This is a genomic window from Streptomyces sp. NBC_00459 (assembly GCF_036013955.1).
GTDB lineage: Bacteria > Actinomycetota > Actinomycetes > Streptomycetales > Streptomycetaceae > Streptomyces.
In genome coordinates, this window is sequence record NZ_CP107903.1 from 2,683,772 (window position 1) to 2,704,484 (window position 20,713).

18 protein-coding genes are annotated in these 20,713 nt (G+C 70.6%); 8 read left to right on the top strand and 10 right to left on the bottom strand.

The genetic code is table 11. The features are described 5' to 3' along the window. The first annotated feature begins 289 nt into the window (after positions 1-289). From OHN74_RS11785 to OHN74_RS11795, 3 genes are all read left to right on the top strand, one after another. A complete protein-coding gene (locus tag OHN74_RS11785) occupies positions 290-709 on the top strand; it encodes a transglycosylase SLT domain-containing protein (protein WP_327694513.1) in 420 nt (139 codons plus the stop codon). Between the two features lie 173 nt (positions 710-882). Next, complete coding sequence (locus OHN74_RS11790; protein WP_327694514.1) at positions 883-1,596, top strand: YoaK family protein; 714 nt, start codon at positions 883-885, stop codon at positions 1,594-1,596. Between the two features lie 274 nt (positions 1,597-1,870). Then, positions 1,871-2,092 (top strand): hypothetical protein, encoded by a 222-nt coding sequence (locus tag OHN74_RS11795; protein WP_044473203.1) that lies wholly within the window; start codon positions 1,871-1,873, stop codon positions 2,090-2,092. A gap of 276 nt (positions 2,093-2,368) precedes the next feature. Here the strand turns inward: OHN74_RS11795 and OHN74_RS11800 are convergent, their stop codons facing one another. The 6 genes from OHN74_RS11800 to OHN74_RS11825 form a co-directional block, all read right to left on the bottom strand. Next, positions 2,369-4,750: a protein kinase domain-containing protein gene (locus tag OHN74_RS11800; RefSeq protein ID WP_327694515.1), complete on the bottom strand. Its 2,382-nt coding sequence runs from the start codon at positions 4,748-4,750 to the stop codon at positions 2,369-2,371. Between the two features lie 180 nt (positions 4,751-4,930). After that, positions 4,931-5,575: a class F sortase gene (locus tag OHN74_RS11805; protein WP_327694516.1), complete on the bottom strand. Its 645-nt coding sequence runs from the start codon at positions 5,573-5,575 to the stop codon at positions 4,931-4,933. A 101-nt stretch (positions 5,576-5,676) separates the two neighbouring features. Next, a complete protein-coding gene (locus OHN74_RS11810) occupies positions 5,677-6,066 on the bottom strand; it encodes a hypothetical protein (protein WP_327694517.1) in 390 nt (129 codons plus the stop codon). Positions 6,067-6,189: 123 nt separating this feature from the next. Continuing rightward, positions 6,190-8,286, bottom strand: coding sequence for a sensor histidine kinase (locus OHN74_RS11815; RefSeq protein ID WP_327694519.1), 2,097 nt, complete (start codon positions 8,284-8,286; stop codon positions 6,190-6,192). Continuing rightward, entirely contained in the window at positions 8,273-9,055 is a 783-nt protein-coding gene (locus tag OHN74_RS11820) for a response regulator transcription factor (protein ID WP_327694520.1), read from the bottom strand. The genes OHN74_RS11815 and OHN74_RS11820 overlap by 14 nt, the downstream gene beginning before the upstream one ends. 46 nt (positions 9,056-9,101) lie before the next feature. Next, positions 9,102-10,448, bottom strand: a complete 1,347-nt coding sequence (locus tag OHN74_RS11825; protein ID WP_327694521.1) for a glycoside hydrolase family 125 protein — start codon at positions 10,446-10,448, stop codon at positions 9,102-9,104. A gap of 234 nt (positions 10,449-10,682) precedes the next feature. Here OHN74_RS11825 and OHN74_RS11830 point away from each other — a divergent pair, with 234 nt between their 5' ends. The 4 genes from OHN74_RS11830 (at position 10,683) to OHN74_RS11845 (ending at position 14,657) form a co-directional block, all read left to right on the top strand. Beyond that, positions 10,683-11,684: a LacI family DNA-binding transcriptional regulator gene (locus tag OHN74_RS11830; protein WP_327694522.1), complete on the top strand. Its 1,002-nt coding sequence runs from the start codon at positions 10,683-10,685 to the stop codon at positions 11,682-11,684. Continuing rightward, on the top strand, positions 11,681-12,553 hold the full coding sequence (locus OHN74_RS11835) for an ATP-binding cassette domain-containing protein (protein ID WP_327694524.1): 873 nt from the start codon (positions 11,681-11,683) through the stop codon (positions 12,551-12,553). The genes OHN74_RS11830 and OHN74_RS11835 overlap by 4 nt, the downstream gene beginning before the upstream one ends. Further along, positions 12,550-13,596 (top strand): ABC transporter permease, encoded by a 1,047-nt coding sequence (locus OHN74_RS11840; RefSeq protein WP_327694525.1) that lies wholly within the window; start codon positions 12,550-12,552, stop codon positions 13,594-13,596. The genes OHN74_RS11835 and OHN74_RS11840 overlap by 4 nt, the downstream gene beginning before the upstream one ends. A gap of 77 nt (positions 13,597-13,673) precedes the next feature. Further along, positions 13,674-14,657, top strand: a complete 984-nt coding sequence (locus OHN74_RS11845; RefSeq protein WP_327694526.1) for an ABC transporter substrate-binding protein — start codon at positions 13,674-13,676, stop codon at positions 14,655-14,657. An 82-nt stretch (positions 14,658-14,739) separates the two neighbouring features. Here the strand turns inward: OHN74_RS11845 and OHN74_RS11850 are convergent, their stop codons facing one another. From OHN74_RS11850 to OHN74_RS11865, 4 genes are all read right to left on the bottom strand, one after another. Next, on the bottom strand, positions 14,740-16,587 hold the full coding sequence (locus OHN74_RS11850) for a serine/threonine-protein kinase (RefSeq protein ID WP_327694527.1): 1,848 nt from the start codon (positions 16,585-16,587) through the stop codon (positions 14,740-14,742). 90 nt (positions 16,588-16,677) lie between these two features. Then, positions 16,678-16,947, bottom strand: coding sequence for a DUF397 domain-containing protein (locus OHN74_RS11855; RefSeq protein WP_327694528.1), 270 nt, complete (start codon positions 16,945-16,947; stop codon positions 16,678-16,680). After that, on the bottom strand, positions 16,929-17,780 hold the full coding sequence (locus OHN74_RS11860) for a helix-turn-helix domain-containing protein (protein WP_327694529.1): 852 nt from the start codon (positions 17,778-17,780) through the stop codon (positions 16,929-16,931). Before OHN74_RS11860 ends, OHN74_RS11855 begins: the two co-directional genes overlap by 19 nt. 114 nt (positions 17,781-17,894) lie before the next feature. Beyond that, the gene (locus OHN74_RS11865; protein WP_327694530.1) at positions 17,895-19,064 is read right to left on the bottom strand and encodes a steroid 3-ketoacyl-CoA thiolase; all 1,170 of its coding nucleotides are present in this window, start codon (positions 19,062-19,064) and stop codon (positions 17,895-17,897) included. A gap of 268 nt (positions 19,065-19,332) precedes the next feature. Between OHN74_RS11865 and OHN74_RS11870 the strand changes: the two genes are divergently transcribed. Continuing rightward, positions 19,333-20,571: a cytochrome P450 gene (locus OHN74_RS11870; protein WP_327694531.1), complete on the top strand. Its 1,239-nt coding sequence runs from the start codon at positions 19,333-19,335 to the stop codon at positions 20,569-20,571. Positions 20,572-20,713: the final 142 nt, after the last annotated feature.

A 20,713-nucleotide genomic window follows, 5' to 3' on the forward strand; every position in this document is an offset into this window, starting at 1 on the left:
ATCACCTACGAGGCGGATTAGTAGACCGAAGTCCATGTCATGCCCACACAGAAACCGCCTCTGACCTGCACATTGAGAGCCAGGTCACAAAGTGCAGTTATCAACCACATACGAACACAACTAGCAAAAGGGGTGATTGCGGACGACCGTCGGGTTTGTTTCTCTGGAGCAGTCGCACGGCGCCGACGAACCCTCACGGGTCGCGGCGCCGCCGCATGTCACCGCCACACGAGCAGCACGTGGCATCGGCTTGCCCGCGACGGTCCTGACCCCGAAGAAAAGGTTCTCCGTGTTCGTCTCCCGTATCGCCCGCACCATCGCCTCCCCCAAGAAGGCCCTCACCACCGCCGCCGTGGCCGCCGCCACCGCCGGCATGGTGCTGGCCGCGGCTCCCGCGGAGGCGGCGACCACCGCTTCCGCGTCCGACGCCAAGGCGATCGCGCAGAAGCTGATCCCGAACGACGCGCAGTTCAACGCCTTCAGCAAGATCGTCGAGCACGAGAGCGGCTGGGACGTCGACGCCACCAACGCCTCCTCCGGTGCGTACGGCCTGGTCCAGGCCCTCCCCGGTTCGAAGATGGCCTCGGCCGGCTCCGACTGGAAGACCAGCGCCGCCACCCAGATCAAGTGGGGCCTGGACTACATGAACGACCGCTACGGCAGCCCGGTCGGCGCCTGGAACTTCTGGCAGGCCCACCACTGGTACTGAGCCGGCCCAGCAGGACGCGAGTACGAAGGCGCCGGTCCCCGATCACTTCGGGGGCCGGCGCCTTCGTGGTCCCTCCGTATCCCGCCGCCCCTGCCCTCCGTGCCCCTTCCCCCCTGTCTCTCCGTACCTGTCCCTCCGTACTTCTCCGCGCCTCCCCGTGGTGGACTGACCCGATGAGCGCAGAGGCAACCGAGCCGACCCAGCCGCAGCCGTCGTCACCGCCGTACGATCCCGAATCGCGCGGTCTGCGTCTGGTGGCCGTTCTGCTGGTGCTGACGGTGGTCAGCGGGCTGATCGACGCCGTCAGCTATCTCGGGCTCGGCCATGTCTTCACCGCGAACATGACCGGAAACGTCGTCGTACTGGGCTTCGCCGCCGCCGGGGCACCCGGGTTCTCCGTACCGCACACCCTGGTGTCGCTGAGTGCGTTCGTGGTGGGCGCGGTGGCCGGCGGGCGCGTCGCGGGACGGCTGGGCGGTGGCTCGCGCCGGAGGTGGGCCCGGGTCACGCTCGCCGTCGAGGCGGTGTTCCTGGGCGCGTCCTCGGCGGTGGCCTTCGCGGCACCGGACGCGACGGTCACCGTCTACACACTGATCGCGGTCACGGCCTTCGCGATGGGCCTGCGCAACGCCACCGTACGAAGGCTGGGCGTCCCCGACCTGACGACCACCGTCCTGACGATGACCCTCACCGGTCTCGCCGCCGACTCCCGCGCGGCCGGCGGCACGGGCAGGCACTCCCCGCGCCGCTCGGCGTCGGTGGTGGCCATGGCCGTGGGCGCGCTGCTCGGCGCGTGGCTGGTGGTCCATCACGGTCTCGGAATTCCGCTCCTCGTAGCGGCTGTCGTGGTGGCCGTGTTGGCGGTGTGTACGTCGGGGCGGGAGTGATCGGGGCTCGCGCCATGCCGTTCGATACCGCGAAAGTGGCTACCGATTCATAACTCTTCGCGATCATGCTGCGTAGGGCGAGGCCGTCCGACGGGCCGCCGCAGAGGCTCGCACCGGCTCTCCGCACCCCGCGTGACCTGCGCGATCCATGTTCGCGAGTGACCCCGTGCCCGTCCTCGCGCGCCCGTACGCGGGGAGGGCGCGAGCATGGCCCGCAAGAGTCGGGGGTATCCATCGGGCCCACGACAGGCCCGCGCGGAGCATACTGGAGTCAATGACAAAGACAGCGGTAACGCGGGCCCATCTGGCCACCAGCCCCTTCAAAGCCCCTGTGGCACCCCCTACCAAGCTGTTCGCGGTAGGCGACCGAGTCACTCACGACGTCTTCGGCCTCGGCCGGGTGACCACCGTGGAGGACGGCATCGCAGTACTCGTCGACTTCGGCGGGCGTCAGGAACGGATCATCAGTCCCTACGCCAAGCTGACCGTTCTCTGAGTTCCGCACTGCCGCATCGAGGATCAGGAGACCCTTCCATCGAGCTGACATCTCTGTTCTCCGCGCCGGAACCGACAGCGTTCCACGCGAGGACCGATTCGCCGACCCCGGAGATCGACCCCTTCCAGGCGCCGGCCTTCCGGGAGGGCACTCCCGGCGCCTCCGCCACCCTGGCCGATGACCCCGGCAGCTGGGAGCAGCTCTGAGCCGCGGCGCCACGCTCGTGTGACCGCCGACCGAATCGCCCAGTAACGGGTCGCGGGCTCCCGGGTGCCTTCAGGACCGAGGCATCGGAAGCGCGTACACCCTGTCGAAGTGCTGGGCGATCAGCGGGTGATCGGTGCCGCCGTCGGCGTCGCAGGAGAGCTGCCAGTCGTTGATGCCCGTGTCCCGGCCATCCGTGAAGTTCCACAGCAGTTCGCCCCGCCGGGCATCGATCGCGTAGAAGCCGTCCTTGTTGGCCGCGGCCGTGACGAACACCGCGTCGCCGCCCGCGACGAGCGGGTTCTCCAGGTCCAGCCTGGGGGTTTCGCAGAACCAGCGCCGGGAGCCGTCTGCGGCGTCGAACGCCTCGACGCCGTGCGGGTTGCTCGTCGTGCAGTACACCGTGCCGTTCGCCGCCGCGACAGAGGCGAAGCCGCCCTTCTCCTCCCGTACTCGCCAGCGCAGCGCACCGGTCTCCAGATCCACGGCGACGAGCTCGCTGTCCGCTGCGAACACGGTCCCGTCCAGCACCACCGGGGCCGACCGGCCTTCCGAGTCGGACGCCATGGGCTGGCTCCACAGCACGCTTCCGCGGGCGTCGCCGCCACGGGCCGTGAGACGGTGCAGCCCGTCCAGGTAGACGAAGCGGACGGAGTCGATGAACGGTTTCAGGTCGAGGCCGATGTCCTCCGGGCTGATGGGGATCACCTGGGCCAGGCGCGCCCGCAGATTCGTACCGAGGACGACGTTCGTCGAGGTGGCCGAGCCCCGCGACCCGTCCGCGTTGTCCTGGCGGTCGAACCGGATTCCGACGATGGTGGCCGAGCCGGCGGCACCGCCGAGCAGCGTGTCGAACCGGAAGTCCTCGCCGAAGTCCAGCGAGTAGCGCTCCGTTCCCGTGACCGGGTCGACGCCGAGCACGGTCGCGCCGGTGCCGAGGGCGACGACGACGTCCGAGACGATCAGGGGCGAGGTGGGTGACTGGCTGATGCCCCGGTAGGTCCACCGGGGACTGGTGCCGTCGGCGAGGCCCAGGCAGAACAGGGTGCCGGACTGCGTCTTCAGCAGGGTCGTGCCCTTGTAGAGGACCGCCGGTGCCTGGACGAGCGGGTCGCTGCGGTACGTCCACAGCGGTTCCGGCGCCGGACCGGCAGGTGTCGCCGCACCGCTCGGCCCGTCGTCCTTCGATCCGTGCAGCAGTGCGACGACACCGGTCCCCAGAGCGAGCGCGGCGGCGGCGAGGACCCCTCGGCGGGAGGGCGCCGGCCGGGACGAGCGCGGAGCGCGGTGGGCGCCCCGGTCGGGCGACTGCTCGGGCTGCTGCGGCGGGGACTGCTCGCGCGTCGGGCCGGGCTTCGGCCGGTCGGGGAGTTCGTCGGAGCCGGGGGGTTCGGGGAGTTCCGGGAAGACGACGCGTTGGGGGCTGCCCGGGCGCCCCGCGACCAGTCGTTGAACGGCTGCCAGGCGCGGGTCGACGCGGAGGCCGCCACCGGAGCCGGGGGCTGCTCCCACGGTGGCAGGGGCGGACTGACGCCCGAGGGCTTCCGACTTCGTGTCCAGACCGAGGTCGAGATCCATGAGGGCGGCGCCCTGGCGTCTTATCGCGCCGAGGACGGCTTCCGGAAGCCAGCCGTCCCAGTCCAGCGCGTCGGCGCCCCCGGGCGCGCACGCCGCCGACACCCGGTCCGGACTGGGCCGGGCCACCGGGGACTTCTCCAGACACAGCCGCATGATCGTGTCCAGCGGTTCCTGGACGCCTGTCAGGTCGGGCGTGCCGTGCACCACCTGGTACAGCAGGGTGGCCGCCGACGCGCCGTCGAAGGGCGCCTTCCCGGTGGCCGCGTACGCCAGGACCGAGCCGAGGCAGAACACGTCGCCCGCCGGGCCCATCGGATCCCCGGTGGCATGCTCGGGGCACATGTACCGCGGGGAGCCCAACAGCACGCCGGACAGGGTGAGTTCGTAGCCGTCGGTGGCGCGGACGATGCCGAAGTCGATGACCCGCGGGCCCTCGGCGGAGAGCAGTACGTTGGACGGTTTCAGGTCGCGGTGCACCAGCCCGGCGGAGTGCACGGCGATCAGTGCCTCGGCGAGTCCGGCGCCGAGGGCCAGCACGGATCTCGGGGGCAGCGGCCCGTACGCCTCGACCGCGTCGGCCAGCGTCGGGCCGATGATGTGTGTGGTGGCCAGCCAGGGGACGGGTCCGTCCGGGTCGGCGTCCACGACGGACGCCGTGTAGGTGCCGCTCACCGCCCGCGCCGCGTCCACCTCGCGGCGGAACCGGTCACGGAACGCCCTGCCCGAGGCCAGCTCGGGACGGATGACCTTGACGGCGACGGTCTGTTGCCTGTCGTCCTTGGCGAGGAAGACCTCGCCCATCCCTCCGGCGCCCAGGCGCGCGACAGGACGGTACGGCCCCAGCCGCTCCGGATCCGTGGGACGAAGTGGCTCCATGGTCCTCAGCTCGCCTGTTCTCCGTCTGTCCCCGTCGAATGGTTTTGGAGGGAGAGTAGGTGCTGGAGGGACGGTTGGCGCACGCAATCGAGCAACTCGTGGCCAATACTTGAGACTTCATGCAGGGACTGTCCGGACGTTACTCGTGACGACAGGGCGAATCGGACACGCGAACGGCCCTCAGCTCGCTGTCGCGTACACGATGAGGTTGTCCACCGGATGCCCCTGCGCGTCGAAGTCGCCGTCGCACGTGATGAGCCGTAGAGCACGCTCCTGGGTCGGCCCGTAGACCTTCTCCGTCGGGAAGGCGTTCTTGCTGACGCTCTCCGTGGCCGTGACGGTGAAGTGGAGGGCTTTTCCCGTCGCGTCGGTGACGGTGATGTCCGCCCCCTCCTCGATCTTCTTGAGGTCGTGGAAGACGGCTTCGCCGAAGCGGGTGTCGTTGTGGCCGATGATGACGGCCGCGCCGACCTCACCGGGCACCGCACCGCCCGTGTACCAGCCCGCGGTCATCCCCTTCTCGGCCGGCGGGACCTCGACCTTCCCGTCCGTGTTGAGGCCCAGCTCCATCAGCGGACCGGTGATCCCCACGGAGGGGACGGCCACCTCGGCAGGGGCCGCCGGAGCGTCGGGGGCCGAGGGCTGTCCGGACTGCCCGGACCGCGGAGCGCCCGACGCGGCGGCGGGGGCGGTGGGGGCGACCCGGACCGTCGGATCGGGGCCGGTCGAGCAGCCGCTGAGCACGGTGCCGAGGGTCAGCAGGGTGAGGATCGCGAGGCGGGTCCGGGACAGGGCAAGACGGTGTACACGGTGTACAGGGGGCAACTCGGGCTCCAGAACAGGGTGCGGGGGTTCGCCGGAACGCACAGGGCGCCGCCTGGTGAAGGGCGGCGCCACCGTTTCGTACGAGAGGTCGTGCCGCCGGGTCAGCCTTCGCGGCGGGCGGCGGTGCGGCGGCGCAGTACATAGGTGCCGGCGCCCGCGAGCAGCAGCGCGCCCGTGGCCGAACCGATGAGCGTGCCGGTGTTGTCGTCCTGGGCGGGGGCCTCGCCCGCGTCGACACCGCCCCGCGGGTAGTCCTTGCCGAGCTTCTGGGCTTCCCTGGCCTTCCGGGCCTCGGCCTCCTTGAGGGTCCTGGCGTCCTCGGCCCTCTTCTTCTCCAAGGCCTCCTTGTCGGCCGGGGTCGCGTCGGTCGCGCCCGGCGTCGGGGTCGGGTCGGAGGCGAAGGCCGCGCTGGCCGGGACGAGCAGCGCGCCGGCCGCGACGCCGGTCAGGACAGCGATACGCAGCGGGCGCAGGGTGAGACGGCGGGACATGTAAGGGCTCCAGTTCCAGCCCGGCTTGGTCGTTCCTGGTTGCCGATCCGCACCAGGTTCCGGGCATGGCTTCACCCTGACGGCCACTTGTGAGGAAACTGTCAGAGCGCTGTCGTCATCCCATCAGGGTCGACCGGGGCTCTCCGTCCTCTCCGATCCGGCTGTCGGCAGCCTCAGGGTGAAGATGGCTCCCTCCCCCTCCGTGCTCGCCACGTCCACCGTGCCGCCGTGGGCCTCGGCGAGCTTGAGGACGATCGCCAGGCCGAGACCGCTGCCGCCGGTGCTGCGGTTGCGGGACTTCTCCGCCCGCCAGAAACGGTCGAACACATACGGGAGATCGCCCGCCGGGATGCCGCTGCCGGTGTCGGACACCTCGACGGCCAGTTCGTCCCCGGCCTCACTGACGTACGAGCGCAGGGTCACCGTGCCGCCGGCCGGGGTGTGGCGCACCGCGTTGGAGAGCAGGTTGCTGACGGTCTGGCGCAGCCGTACGGGGTCGGCGTCGAGAAGCGGTGGGCGAGGAGTGACCGGCGGCGGTGCCAGGACCGTGAGGGTGACGCCCGCCGTCTCGGCCAACCCCTGGTGCGCGGAGGCGACCTGGCCGAGCAGCTCGTCGATCCGTACCGGCTTCCGGTGCAGCCGCAGGGCGCCCGCGTCGGCCGCGCCCAGGTCCTGGAGGTCGTTGATGAGGTGCTGGAGCTGCACCGCCTCCTCCAGGAGCGAGGAGACGAACGCCGGGTCCGGGTCGGCCAGTCCGTCGTGGGCCGCCTCCAGCCAGCCCCGGATGTTGCTCAGCGGCGTCCGCAGCTCATGGGCGACATCGCTGACCATCACCTTGCGCTGCTCCTCCAGGCGGGCCCGGTGCGCGGCCATGTCGTTGAAGGCCGCCGTCAGCCGCCCGATCTCGTTGTCCGAGACGACGGGCACGGGCACCGGCGTCGCGTCGAGGCCGTCCCGCATGCGCTGGGCCGCGCCGGTGAGCGCGTGCAACGGGCGGACGAGCCTGGCTCCGGCGAGGACCGAGGCACCGACGGTGAGGGCGAGGACCAGGGCGGTGACCCCGGCGATGCGTGCGGTTTTGGCCCGGGAGAGGTCGAAGCCGGGTACGCCGGCCGCACCGGGGCCGTCGATGAACAGGAGTGCGGACTCGGCGACATAGCCCGTGAGCTGTTCCCGGCGGGCGCTGCCGACGCATGCGGCGACGGCCCTGTCGTACTCGCTGTCGCGGATCTCGTAGGGGGTGTGGTCGAGCGCGTCGCCGGCCGCCGCCGCCTTCCGCGCTGCCGTCTCGGCGTCCTCCCTCTTCTTGGCGGCCAGGGCTGCCGCCTCCCGCTCGCTGAGACCCTTCTCGATGCCGAGGGCCACGTCGTCCCGCCCGTATACGTAACTCCGGTCCCAGGACAGGTCCAGGTTGAGTTTCACTGCCGCCCGGCCCTTTCGTTTCAGGCAGGCGTCCGCCAGTTGGTTGAGGGCGCTCAGGGCCTTTTGCTCGGTCGGGGTGGGTCCGACCGGGAAGGCCTCCAGGCACTTCGCTTCCATGTCACGGTCGATCTCGCTGTCGGTGCCGGCCTCCGTCTCGTCGCTCACGAACTGGACGCGGGGGCGTCCGCCCGGGCTGTCGACGACGTCGGCGGCGATACCCATCCTGCTGAGGCACTCCACCCTCCCGGCGGACGCCTTCCGCAGCGCCGCGCGTTCCCTCGCGGGCAGCCGGAAGGGCCCCACGGCCCGTGGATCGACGCGGTTCGCGCCGGCCTTGGCCGCGTCGGGCACCAGCACGGTGTCGACGGCCAGCGGATCCACGACGGCCGAGGGCTGCGGGGCAAGTGAACCGGCGGACGAACCGCCGCCCGGCGAGCGCGAGTAGGCCGAGTCAACGAACGGGCGTCGGTCCTCGTCGGTGAGCACGATCCGGCGCCCGGACTCGCTCGCCAGTTCTCGCACGGTGGTGTCGACGCCGTCCCAGCCGGGGTGGGTGGCCGCGTAGCCGAGGAGGGTGTTGTAGATCTTCGCGTCGGACTGGAGGGTCTGCCCCTGCTCCTGGCGGATCGCGACGGTGGTCGTCTGCACGGCCAGCCAGGCGGTCGCGGCGACCGAGCACGAGGCAACCAGCGCCGACACGGTCAACAGCCGCCCCGCCAGGCTCTTGCGCAGCGGCAGCCGGGCCCCCGCCGCTCTGCCCCCCTTGTCGGGCCTGTCGGGCCTGTCAGGAAGACGCATGGCGCACGTTCCTTGCGGGGTCCGTGAGTTTGTAGCCGACGCCGAAGACGGTGATGAGGCGGGCGGGCCGCCGCGGGGCGCGTTCGATCTTCTTGCGCAGGTTCATGACGTGCACGTCGACGGTCCGGCCGCTGATGTACTTGTCGAAGCCGTGCAGCTCGTCCAGGAGCCGCGCCCTGGTGAAGACCCGGCCGGGCTCGGCCGCCATCGCCGCGAGGATACGGAACTCACCGGGGGTGCACTCGACGGGTGCCCCGGCGACCCACACCTCGTGCCGCGAGGGATCGACCCTGAGCGCGCCGACCGTCAACACCTCGTCTTCCGGGGCCACTTCGGGCTCCGAGACGGGAGCGGAGGTGGAAGCGGGGGCGGGTGCGGCAACCGGAGCCGGGTCGGTGCCGCGCCGGTTGCGGCGCAGCAACGTCCTTACCCGGGCCGTGAGTTCGCGCGGGCTGAACGGCTTGGTCATGTAGTCGTCGGCGCCGAGGTCGAGGCCGAGCAGCAGATCGTCCTCGGTGCTGCGGGCCGTCAGCATCAGCACCGGCACCTCCCGGCGTTCGGCGCGCAGGATCCGTACGACGTCGAGGCCGTCGGCTCCGGGCATCATCACGTCGAGGACGACCAGGTCGGGTTCCTGCTGCCGGACCGTCTCGAGAGCCGTCCGGCCGTCCTCGACGACCGTGACGGTGTGACCCTCGTGCTCCAGGTAGCGGCGCACCAGTTCGGCCTGCTTCGCGTCGTCTTCGGCGACCACAATGTTTGCGCACACGCCGGAGATCGTAGCGACCGCCGGCGCCGGGAGGCCGGAAGTGCGCTTACCGCGAGGGCAGTTCGGTGGTGGACAGGCGAGGGTGCAGGCGGGCCGTCGAGCGGCCCGTGAGGTCGAGGAGCAGCTCGGCGAAGAGGGCGTCGCCCCAGCCGAACCAGGGGCGGGTGAAGGTCGCGGGATCGTCGACGTGGAAGCTCTCGTGCATGGAGCCGGTGCCCCCGTCGGTACTCAGCAGCAGCTCGGCGAGGCGGGTCCGCTCGGCCTCGTCGTCGCTGGTCAGCGCCTGCATGGTGAGGGAGAGCGGCCAGATGTGGCCGGGCGGGGTGTGCGGGCTGCCGATGCCGGACGCCGAACTGCCCGCGTAGTAGAAGGGGTTGGCGTCGCTGAGGACGAACTCGCGGGTGCGCAGGTAGAGCTGGTCGCCCGGGTCGCACCAGCCGAGGTAGGGCAGCGAGAGCAGGCTCGGGATGTTGGCGTCGTCCATCAGCAACTGCCCGCCGAGACCGTCGACTTCGTACGCGTACACCGTCGGGTCTGCCCCTGCGGTCACCCCGTGCGTACGCACCCCGGTGGCGATCTCGCCCGAGAGGGCGGTGGCGTCGGCGGCGAGGCCGGGGTCGCCGATCGCCGTCGCCAGCTCGGCGAGACCGCTCAGCGCTACGGCCGCCATGGCGTTGGACGGGACCAGATAGCCGTGGTGGCAGCGGTCGTCGCTGGGGCGGAAGCCGGACCAGGTCATGCCGGTGGGCGCGACCGGCGCGCCCCGGCCGCCGCGCGGCAGCGAGTCGAACGCGTCGTCGCCGAGACGCCGGAACTCGTACGGTGAGCGGTTCTCGTGGTCCTGCTCGACCCGCCACAGGGCGATGATGCGGCGCGCGGCGCGGACGAAGCGGTCGTCGGCGGTGAGGTGGCCGAGGCTGCCGGTGGCCCGCCAGATGCCGTAGGCCAGCTGGAGCGGGGCGCAGAGCGAGTCGACCTCGTACTTCTGCTCCCAGACCAGCGGGGCGGGGGCCGGCTCGTCGACGTAGCCGGCGCCGGAGCCGTCGGGTTCGGCGTTGAAGGCGTTGGCGTACGGATCGGCGAGGACGTACCGCAGCTGGCGGCGCAGGACGCCGGTGAGCGCGGCGGCGACGGCGGGGTCGTCGGCGGCGAGGAGGTACGGGCGGACCTGGGCGGTGCTGTCGCGCAGCCACATCGCGGGGATGTCGCCGGTGAGGACGAAGACCTCGCCGTCGGGGAGCGGGCGCATGGCCCTGCCCCAGGTGCCGGTCAGCAGCCCGGTGAAGCGGTCGGCGGCGTGCGGGGCGAGGGAGCGCAGCTCGCGGTGCACATCGGCTCGCAGAGCCCGGAGGCCTTCCGGCAGCTCACCTTCCGGTTCGTCGATCGACCGCATGATCATCCTTTCGCGCACTTCCCACAGCGCTTCTCGAGGATTCCTCAAAGCGCTTCTCACACACTGAGACAACGTTGTTTCGAAACAACGTTGTCGGACCCTACGCACCGACCCCCGTACCGCGCAAGGGCATGCAAAATCCCTGTTCCGATCCATTGACAACGTTGTTTCACGGAGGTTTGCTGTGCGGCACACAGCGACACCCAAGTGACCCTTTTCGGAGTGATGCCGGACATGCGAACGCCCACCATGCGGGAGGTCGCCGCCCTCGCCGGGGTGTCGATCAAGACCGTCTCCCGGTTCGTCAACGGTGACGAGACGGTCTCCCCCGCGATCGCGGAACGGGTGCGCGCTGCCATAGACGAGACCGGCTACCGCCGTAACGACCTCGCCCGGAGCCTGCGCCCCGGGCAGCGCAGCACCACCCTCGCGCTGCTGGTCGGCGACCTGTCCAACCCCTTCTACGGCTCGATGGCCAACGGCGTCATGGGTGTGGCCCGCGCCCACGGCCACAACGTCGTGCTGGCCAGCTCCGACGAGGACCCCCAGGCCGAGCGCCGGGGCATCGACGACCTGCTCGGGCAGCGCGTCGCCGGGCTGCTGATCGTGCCGGGCGCGATGGACTACGGCTATCTCGGCCGCGAGGTCGCCCAGGGCACCCCGGTGGTCTTCCTCGACCGGCCCGCGCTCGGCCTGGACGCGGACACCGTGCTGCTGGACAACCACGGGGGCGCCCGGAAGGCCACCGAGCATCTGATCGCCGCGGGTCACCGGCGGATCGGCGTCCTGGTGGCGGCCAGCTACCACACCACGGGCCGCCGACTCGACGGCTATCTGGAGGCCATGCGTGCCGCCTTCGGCGAGGTCGACGAGGCCCTGATCGCGAAGCTGGAGCACGGCACCCGGGCGGAGGCCGAGGAGGCCGCCGTCGAACTGCTGGCACTGCCCCCGGACCGGCGCCCCACGGCGCTGTTCACCACCACCAACTTCCTGACCCACGGCGCGCTGCGTGCCATGGGCCCGGGGCAGGGCCTGGCCCTGGTCGGCTTCGACGACTTCCCGTTCGCCGATCTGCTGCCTACCCCCGTGACGGTCGTGTCCGGGGACGCCTACGAGATGGGCCGCGAGGCCGCCCGACTGCTGCTGGCCCGGATCGCGGGCGAGAGCGGACCACCCCGCCGGGTCGAGCTCGGCACCGTACTGACCCCCCGTGGAAGCGGAGAGCAGAAGCCATGAGCACCCCAACTCCGGCCACCCCGACTCCGGGGTACGCCGGCCCGAAGCCGCACGGGGCCACCGCCGTCGCCACCCCGGTCCTCGAACTGTCCGGCATAGTCAAGAGCTACGGCCAGGTCCAGGCGCTGCGCGGTGCCGCGCTCACCGTCTACCCGGGCGAGGTGGTCGCGCTGGTCGGCGACAACGGCGCCGGCAAGAGCACCACCATCAAGGTCATCTCCGGGGTGATCCAGCCCGACGCGGGCGAGATACGGGTCGACGGCAAGCCTGTCACCATCCCGGACCCGATCGCCGCCCGCCGTCTGGGCATCGAGACCGTCTACCAGGATCTGGCCCTCGCCCCCGACCTGGACCCCGCCGAGAACCTCTTCCTCGGCCGCGAGATCATGCGCCCCGGGCTGCTCGGCAGGCTCGGTTTCCTGGACCGGAAGGCCATGCGGGCCAAGGCCGACGAGGCGTTCGGCTCGCTCGGGGTCGGCATCCAGGACACCGCCGCGCAGGTCGTCACGATGTCCGGCGGCCAGCGCCAGGGCATCGCGGTCGGCCGGGCGGTGAACTGGGCGGACCGGGTGCTGCTGATGGACGAACCGACGGCGGCACTGGGCGTCGTACAGACGGAACGGGTCGGACAGCTGATCCAGCGGGTCCGGGCCTCGGGCGTGGCGGTGGTGCTGATCAGCCACAACCTGCCGTTCGTCTTCGAGTACGCGGACCGTATCGAGGTGCTGCGGCTCGGACAACGGGTGGCCCGGCTGTCCGGGGAGACGGCCACCAGCGAGAACGTGCTCGGCGCCATGACGGGCGCGCTCACCTTCGAGGACGCCTCGGATCCCGCCCTCGACCCGGCAGACAGCGAGGACCGGTCATGACCCCCACCACTGAGGTGAAGTCCGCTTCGGAACCCGCCGAGGACACGCCCCGTTCCCTCCGCTCGGCGGCCCTCGCCTCCGCCTGGCGCAACATGAAGGGCACCCGGAGCCTGGCCCTGGTCGTCCTGCTGGTGCTGCTGGCGGTGTTCGGCGCCATGTACCCGGACAACTTCCTCACCGCGTACAACCTGCGCAGCGTGGCCATCGAGGCCGCCTCCTACTGTGTGCTGGCCATCGGGATGACGTTCGTGATGACCACCGGGGGCATCGACCTGTCGGTCGGCTCGGTGCTGATCTTCTCCGGGGTCGTGGGTGTGAAGGTGATGTCGGCGCTGGGCGGCGGCGGCCCGCTGACGCTGCTGGCGGGCCTGGTGACAACGATGGCAACGGGTCTGGCCTGGGGTGTGCTGAACGGCCTCCTGGTCACGAAGGCCAAACTCCCGCCGCTGATCGCCACGTTGGCGACCCTCTCGGCGGCGGGCGGCGGCGCCCTGGTCCTCACCAACGGCCTGGACCTGCGCGGGGTCCCCGACTCCCTGGTCAGCGGCCTCGGCTTCGGGCGCTTTCTGGGCATCCCGTACACGGTCTGGCTGGCCATCGGTCTGACCATCGGCGGCGCGATCGTGCTCGGCCTGACCCGCTTCGGCACCTACACCCGCACGATCGGCTCCAACGTCGAGGCGGCCCGCCGCGCCGGAGTCGCCGTCGACCGCCATCTGATCAAGGTGTACGCGCTCTGCGGACTCCTCGCCGGAATCGCCGCGTACGTCAACCTGGCCCGTTTCTCCACCACCACCGTCGGCGGCCACACCGGGGACAACCTCCAGGCGATCGTCGCCACCGTGCTCGGCGGCACCAGCCTCTTCGGCGGTGTGGGCAGCGTCCTGGGCACCGCCTTCGGCTCCCTCATCCCGGCCGTGCTGAGCAACGGCCTGGTCATCATCGGCCTCCAGCCGTTCTGGCAGCAGGTCGCGGTCGGCGCGGTCCTGGCGGGGGTCGTCTACGTCGACCACGTCAACCGGCGCCGCCGCACGCTGCGTTAGCACCGCCGACGCCCTCCCGATCGCCCCCCGCTCGACGCCCCTCGCTCAATGTCCCGTCGCACCAATGGAGTTGCACCATGAAGACCGCCCACGTCACCCTCAGAGGCGCTGCCCTCGCCACCGTCATCGTCCTCGGGGCCACCGCCTGCGGGTCCGGCGACTCCTCGTCCTCCACCGCGAACCCCAAGGTGACCGTCATCCTCGGCACCGCGTCCGACTCCTTCTACAACACCCTCGGCTGCGGGGCGAAGGCCGAGGGCAAGAAACTCGGCGCCACTGTGGACGTCCAGGGCGCGACGACCTTCGACCCGGCCACCCAGACGCCGATCCTGACCAGCACGGTGGCCAAGAAGCCGAACGCCATCGTCATCGCGCCGACGGACTCGAAGGCGCTGGGTACGCCGTTGAAGCAGGCCAACGAGGCCGGCATCAAGATCGTGACGGCCGACACGGGCCTCGACGACACGAGTTTCCTCTCCTCCGCCGTCTCCTCCAACAACGTGGAGGGCGGCGCCGAGGCGGCCCGCACCCTGGCCGAGCTCGTCGGCGAGAAGGGCAAGGTCGTCATCATCGGCGGCACCCCGGGGGTCACCACGGCCGACCAGCGGATCAAGGGCTTCGAGGACGAGATCAAGAAGTACCCGAACATCTCCTTCGTCGGCGTCCAGCCGTCCACGCCCAGCGGTGGCGTGGTCGAGGCGGCCCGTCTGACCGCCGCGTCCCTCTCCAAGGACCCCGACCTGGCGGGCATCTTCTCCATCAGCACCCCGGCGAGCGACGGCGCCAACAACGCCATCAAGGACGCCGGCAAGGTCGGCAAGATCAAGGTCGTCGGCTTCGACGCGGGACCCGCGCAGGTCGAGCAGCTGAAGAAGGGCACGGTCCAGGCACTGATCGCCCAGAAGGCGGAGGAGATCGGCGCCCAGGCGGTGCGGCAGGCGGTGAACGCGATCCAGGGGAAGAAGGTGACGAAGTCGATCGGCACGTCGTTCGTGTCCATCACGGCGGCCAACCTCGGAGACGCAAACGTGAGCAAGTACGTGTACCGGTCGACCTGCTGACGCCTCGTCACCTCACGTCAGATCCGTGTGTCGCGTTTCGGCGCCAACCGCCGGGTGACTCCGTCCCGTTACCGGGGCGGAGTCACTTCGACGCCCGCAGGTTGTCCCAGGTCACCCGCTTCACGATGCCGTTGACGGCCAGTCCCTTGTCCACCTGGAAGTTCTTCATCGCGGCCTCCAGGCCCGTCCCGAACACACCGTCCACGCCGGTGCCGCCGATGTCGTACCCGCGCAGCATGAGGATGCACTGGACCTGCTTGACGCGCTTGCCGGTGTCGCCGATGGCCGTGCGGACCTTGCCCGCGTAGTACGTGCAGTCGGTGGTCCAGGGCGCCGAGGCGGGCTCGGTCGTGGAGGTGACCGGGGACGGTGTGGGAGTGGGGGTGGTGCTGGTGCCGCCGTCCGTTCCGGTGCCGGGGTCGGAGCCCGGGTCGGAGCCCGTCCCCGTACCTGCGGTCGGGTCAGTGTCCGTAGACGTGTCAGGGCCCGCGGGGTCGTTCCCGGAGTCGCCGTCACCATCGCCGTCGGTGCCGTCGGAGACCTGGGAGGGGTCGGCGGGGCCGTCGGCGGTCTCGGTGCCGTTGCCGGACGTGCTCGGGACCGACTTTCCGTCCGAGGTGCCCGGCTTCGGCAGGGCGTTGCCCGCTTCGGCCGCGGTGTCGGCGGAGGCCGCCGGGCCGACTCCCGGCGGCGCGGCGGTCGCCTGGGCCTCCGGGCGGGTGAGTACGAAGCCCATCGCGGCCAGGGCGCAGAGAGCGAGGGCCACCGCCGCAGCCGGCACGGGCCGTCTGCGGGCCCAGGCAAGAGCTCCGGTCGGGCGTCGCTGCCCCAGGGACGTCTCGGCGGACGCGGCGGCCGGAACGGCCGACTCCGCTGCCGGGACGGGGGCAGCGTCCTTCGCCGGAACCGGCAGTGCCGACGCCGGCACCGGGTTCGGGCGGTGCCCCGGGAGGCGCAGCTCGGCCGCCCGTGCGACGGGGACGCGGTAAAGGACGTCGTACGCCCGCTGCCGCTCCACCACCCTGCCGAGCAGCGGTTCCGGCCATCTGGACGCCTCCGCCGACTCGCCGGCACACTCACGCGCCGCCTGGATCAGCACCCTCGGCGTCGGCCGCAGCTCGGGTTCCTTGGAGAGGCAGGCGGCCAGCAGCGCGCCCAGCGCCGGGTCGGTCGCCGTGATCTCGCCGATCACCTCGGCGTCGGGCTCCTCGAACGCGACCCGGTGCATCACGTCGACGCCGGTGCCGTCGCCGAAGGGGGCCCGGCCGACCGCCGCGTAGATCAGTGTCCCGGCGAGCGAGAACACGTCGGACGTCGCGTCGCAGTGGCCGGTCCGCAGATACTCCGGGGACATGTAGGCGGGCGTTCCGACCCGGTTGCCGGTGCCGGTGATCGCGCTCGCGTCAGCGGCCTTGGAGATGCCGAAGTCGATGACGTGGGCGCCCCGGAGGGACAGCAGAACGTTGGACGGCTTCAGATCCCGGTGCACGATCCCCGTGGCGGCGAGGTCGGCGAGCGCCTGCCCCAACTCCGCCACCAGCCGCCAGACGGCGCCCGACTCCAGGGCACCGTCCTCCCGTACGGCTTCCGTGAGGTCGAGTGCGGCGAGGTACTCCGTGGCCATCCACAGCAACTCGTCCTGGAACCCCGTACCGCACAGCCTCGGCGCGCGCGGGGAACGGACCCGGCCGTGCACCAACGCCTCCTGCTCGAACCGGCGCCGGAACGTCGGGTCCTCGGCGTACTCCGGGCGGATCACCTTGACCGCGAACAGGCCGGGACCGTCGTCCGCTGGGCGCGCCAGATAGACCCGCCCCATGCCACCGCTGCCGAGCAACGCCAACGGCACGTAGGGACCGATGCGTTCAGGGTCGGCGGGACGCAGGGGGGTAGCGCCGGCTTGCCGCAGCGCGGCAGCTTCGACTGTCACAAAACCCCCGAAGTGATGTTCTACATACGCCAGTTCGCCTCACTGGCACAACGAGGCTAACTCAGGTCTCGCGTACGCACAGGGTTTCGATCAGTTCCGCAGGGTAATGACGAAGGCTGCCCAGGCTTCGGCGGGGAACAGGAGGGCGTGGCCGTGGGGGTTCTTGGAGTCACGGACGGGTACGAAGGGGAGGTTTTCGGCGACTTCGAGGCACGCGCCGCCGTCCGGATTGCTGTAGCTGCTCTTGCGCCAGGAGGCAGCGCCCAGGAAGTCGTCGGAAACCTCGACGCACTCGCCGCCGTCCGGATTGCTGTAGCTGCTCTTGCGCCACGTCGCAGCCGTCAGGTCGATGGATCGCACGGTGCTTCCTCCAGCATTTGGCCGATGAACTTCCGCGACTCGGCGGGAGTCAGAGCCATGTCGCGCATCGAATCGTACGCACGTTGCAGGCGCTCAACTCGCGCGTTTTCCTCGATCAGTTCACCTTGGTAAGCGGTCTCGGCGTAAGCCCTGGTTCGGCCATCGCCCAGGCGCAGGAACATCACGGCGGTACCGACCAAGCCGTGCACGCCGACGGCCAAGGGCAGCACATGGAGCGTGACGTTCGGACGGTCGGCCATCTCCACGAGGTATTCGAGCTGATCCCGCCAGGCCTTGGCGTCCCGCAGTGGTGTGCGCAGCACCGCCTCCGACAGGATGGTGCGGAACACCGGCGCGTCCTCGCCCAGCAGCAACGCCCGTCGGCCGGCGCGTGCTTCCACCTGCTGGATCAGCGCCTCGCCCTTGGTGCCACCCACCGCGAGCACTTCACGCCCGTACTCATCCGTCTGCAGCACACCCGGCAGGATGCTCACCGCGAAGTGCCACAAGCTCACCGCCTCGGACTCCAGCTGCATGTACTCGCGGTACTGCTCCTTGAACTCGGCCTTGTCCCCCAGCGCCAGCTCCCACAACGTCACCAGCAACGTGCCCGTGTCGTAGTACTGGTCGAGCGCCACGACCACATCCGCGCTGCCGAGGGTGTGGCCGTTCTCCATCTTGCCGAAGAGGGAGAAGTCCCAGCCCACCTTCTCGGCCAGCTGCCGCAGGCTCTCCCCGCTCGCCTCGCGCAACGCCTTCAGCTCCTCGGCGAACCGTTGACGCGGCTCCTGGCTGCGGCTCGTCACCGTACGTCGCTGTGGTCGCTGCGGCATCGCACCCTCCCCCTACGCACCCAGTGGATTCTCACGCACCGTAATCCACCGAATGCACAGGGCACGGACAAACGCCGAACAACCCCCTCCACGAGTGAGCCGCAGCCGCACCCCTCACAACCGCTGGATGATCGTCCCCGTCGCCAGCGCCCCGCCCGCGCACATGGTGATCAGCGCGAACTCCTTGTCCACGCGCTCCAGTTCGTGCAGCGCCGTGGCGATCAGCCGCGCCCCGGTCGCGCCCACCGGGTGCCCGAGGGCGATGGCCCCGCCGTTCACGTTCACCTTGTCCAGGTCCTGCTCGAAGACCTGCGACCAGCTCAACACCACGGAGGCGAACGCCTCGTTGATCTCGATCAGGTCGATGTCCTTCAGCGTCATGCCCGCCTTGCCGAGCACCGCCCGGGTCGCGTCGATGGGACCGTCGAGGTGGAAGTGCGGGTCGGAGCCGACCAGCGCCTGGGCCACGATCCGGGCCCTCGGGCGCAGCTTCAGCGCTCGCGCCATCCGCTTCGACGCCCACAGCAGCGCCGACGAACCGTCGCTGATCTGGGAGGAGTTGCCCGCCGTGTGGACAGCGGCCGGCATGATCGGCTTCAGGGCGGCCAGCGCGTCGGCCGACGTGTCGCGCAGCCCCTCGTCCCGGTCGACCAGGCGCCACATGCCCTGCCCGGCGCCCTGCTCCTCCTCCGTCGTGGGTACCTGAACGGCGAACGTCTCCCGCTTGAACCGCTCCTCCGCCCAGGCGACCGCCGCCCGCTCCTGCGAGAGAAGCCCCAGCGCGTCCACGTTCTCCCTGGTCAGTCCGCGGTGCCGGGCGATCCTTTCCGCCGCCTCGAACTGGTTGGGCAGGTCCACGTTCCACTCCTCCGGGAACGGTTTCCCGGGGCCGTGCTTGGACGCCGATCCCAGCGGCACCCGCGACATGGCCTCGACCCCGCAGCTGATGCCGACGTCGATGACACCCGCCGCGATCATGTTGGCGACCATGTGCGAGGCCTGCTGGGAGGAGCCGCACTGGGCGTTGACGGTGGTCGCCGCGGTCTCGTACGGCAGGCCCATGGTCAGCCAGGCGGTGCGGGCGGGGTTGGCGGACTGTTCGCCGGCCTGGGTGACCGCGCCGCCGACGATCTGTTCGACGCAGTCGGCGGGGATGCCGGTGCGGCCCAGAAGTTCGCGGTAGGTCTCGCCCAGGAGGTAGGCGGGGTGCAGATTGGCGAGTGCGCCGCCGCGCCTGCCGATGGGGGTGCGTACGGCTTCGACGATCACGGGTTCCGCGGCCATGATGGGGAGTTCCTCTCCTCAGGTCACCCGCGCGGCGCGGGCGTCCCGGCCACCCGCCACGCAGAACTAGTACGCGTTCTAGTTCTGCTTGCAGTCTGCTGACGGCCCGTCCGACACCGCAACCCCCTTGCAGCGCCCGATAGCACAAGCCATGCCCGGAATTGGTGGCGTCGCACCCCTTGCCTCTTCTAGAACCCGTTACTACCTTCGCGGCACCCACTCATTCCTGATGGACCGTCAGATACTGGTCAGATGACGGGAGTTTCCGATGGCGTCCTGTCCCGCGATGCCCGAAGGGTTCGACTTCACCGACCCCGACCTGCTCCAACACCGCGTACCTCTCCCGGAGTTAGCCGAGCTGCGCGCCACCGAGCCGGTCCACTGGGTGCCCCAGCACCACAACATCGCGGGCTTCGCCGACGACGGCTACTGGGCCGTCACCCGGCACGCGGACGTCAAGTACGTCTCCACGCACCCGGAGTTGTTCTCGTCCACCACCAACACGGCGATCATCCGCTTCAACGAGCGCATCGAGCGCGACGCGATCGACGCCCAGCGGCTGATCCTGCTCAACATGGACCCGCCGGAGCACACCCGCGTCCGCCAGATCGTCCAGCGCGGCTTCACCCCGCGCGCGATCCGCGCCCTGGAGGACAACCTGCGCAGCCGCGCGCTCGCCATCGCCGCGAACGCCGCCGCCCGCAGCGGCCCCTTCGACTTCGTCACCGAGGTCGCCTGCGAACTGCCCCTCCAGGCCATCGCCGAGCTGATCGGGATCCCCCAGGAGGACCGCCTCAGGATCTTCGAGTGGTCCAACAGGATGATCTCGTACGACGATCCGGAGGTCGCGATCACCGAGGAGATCGGCCAGGAGTCGGCCATGGAACTCATCGGGTACGCCATGAACATGTCCGCCGACCGCAAGCAGTGCCCGGCGAAGGACATCGTCACCACGCTGGTGGCCGCGGAGGACGAGGGCAACCTCGCCTCGGACGAGTTCGGCTTCTTCGTGCTGATGCTGGCCGTCGCGGGCAACGAGACGACGCGCAACGCGATCACCCACGGCATGCACGCCTTCCTCACCCATCCCGACCAGTGGGAGCTGTACAAGCGCGAACGCCCGGCGACCACCGCCGAGGAGATCGTGCGCTGGGCGACCCCCATCGTCTCGTTCCAGCGAACGGCCACCCAGGACACGGAGTTGGGCGGCCAGAAGATCAAAGAGGGCGACCGCGTCGGCCTGTTCTACTCCTCCGCCAACCGCGACCCCGAGGTCTTCGACTCCCCGGACGTGTTCGACATCACCCGCGACCCCAATCCGCACCTCGGCTTCGGCGGCGGGGGCCCGCACTTCTGCCTCGGCAAGTCCCTGGCCGTCATGGAGATCAACCTGATCTTCAACGCCCTCGCCGACGCCATGCCGGGCCTCACCCTGGCGGGCGACCCGCGCCGACTGCGCTCGGCCTGGGTCAACGGCGTGAAGGAACTCCAGGTGAGCGCGGGCTAGCCACAGCCAAGCGAGAAGGCCGCGAGACTCGGGCCGGCGGCCTCCCGGCGTCGCCGGCCCGTCCCGACGTGAGGCAGGGGCACATCCCACGCCCCGCCCCTGCCTCCGTCCACCACCCCCCGTAGACTGCGATGGCAAGTGC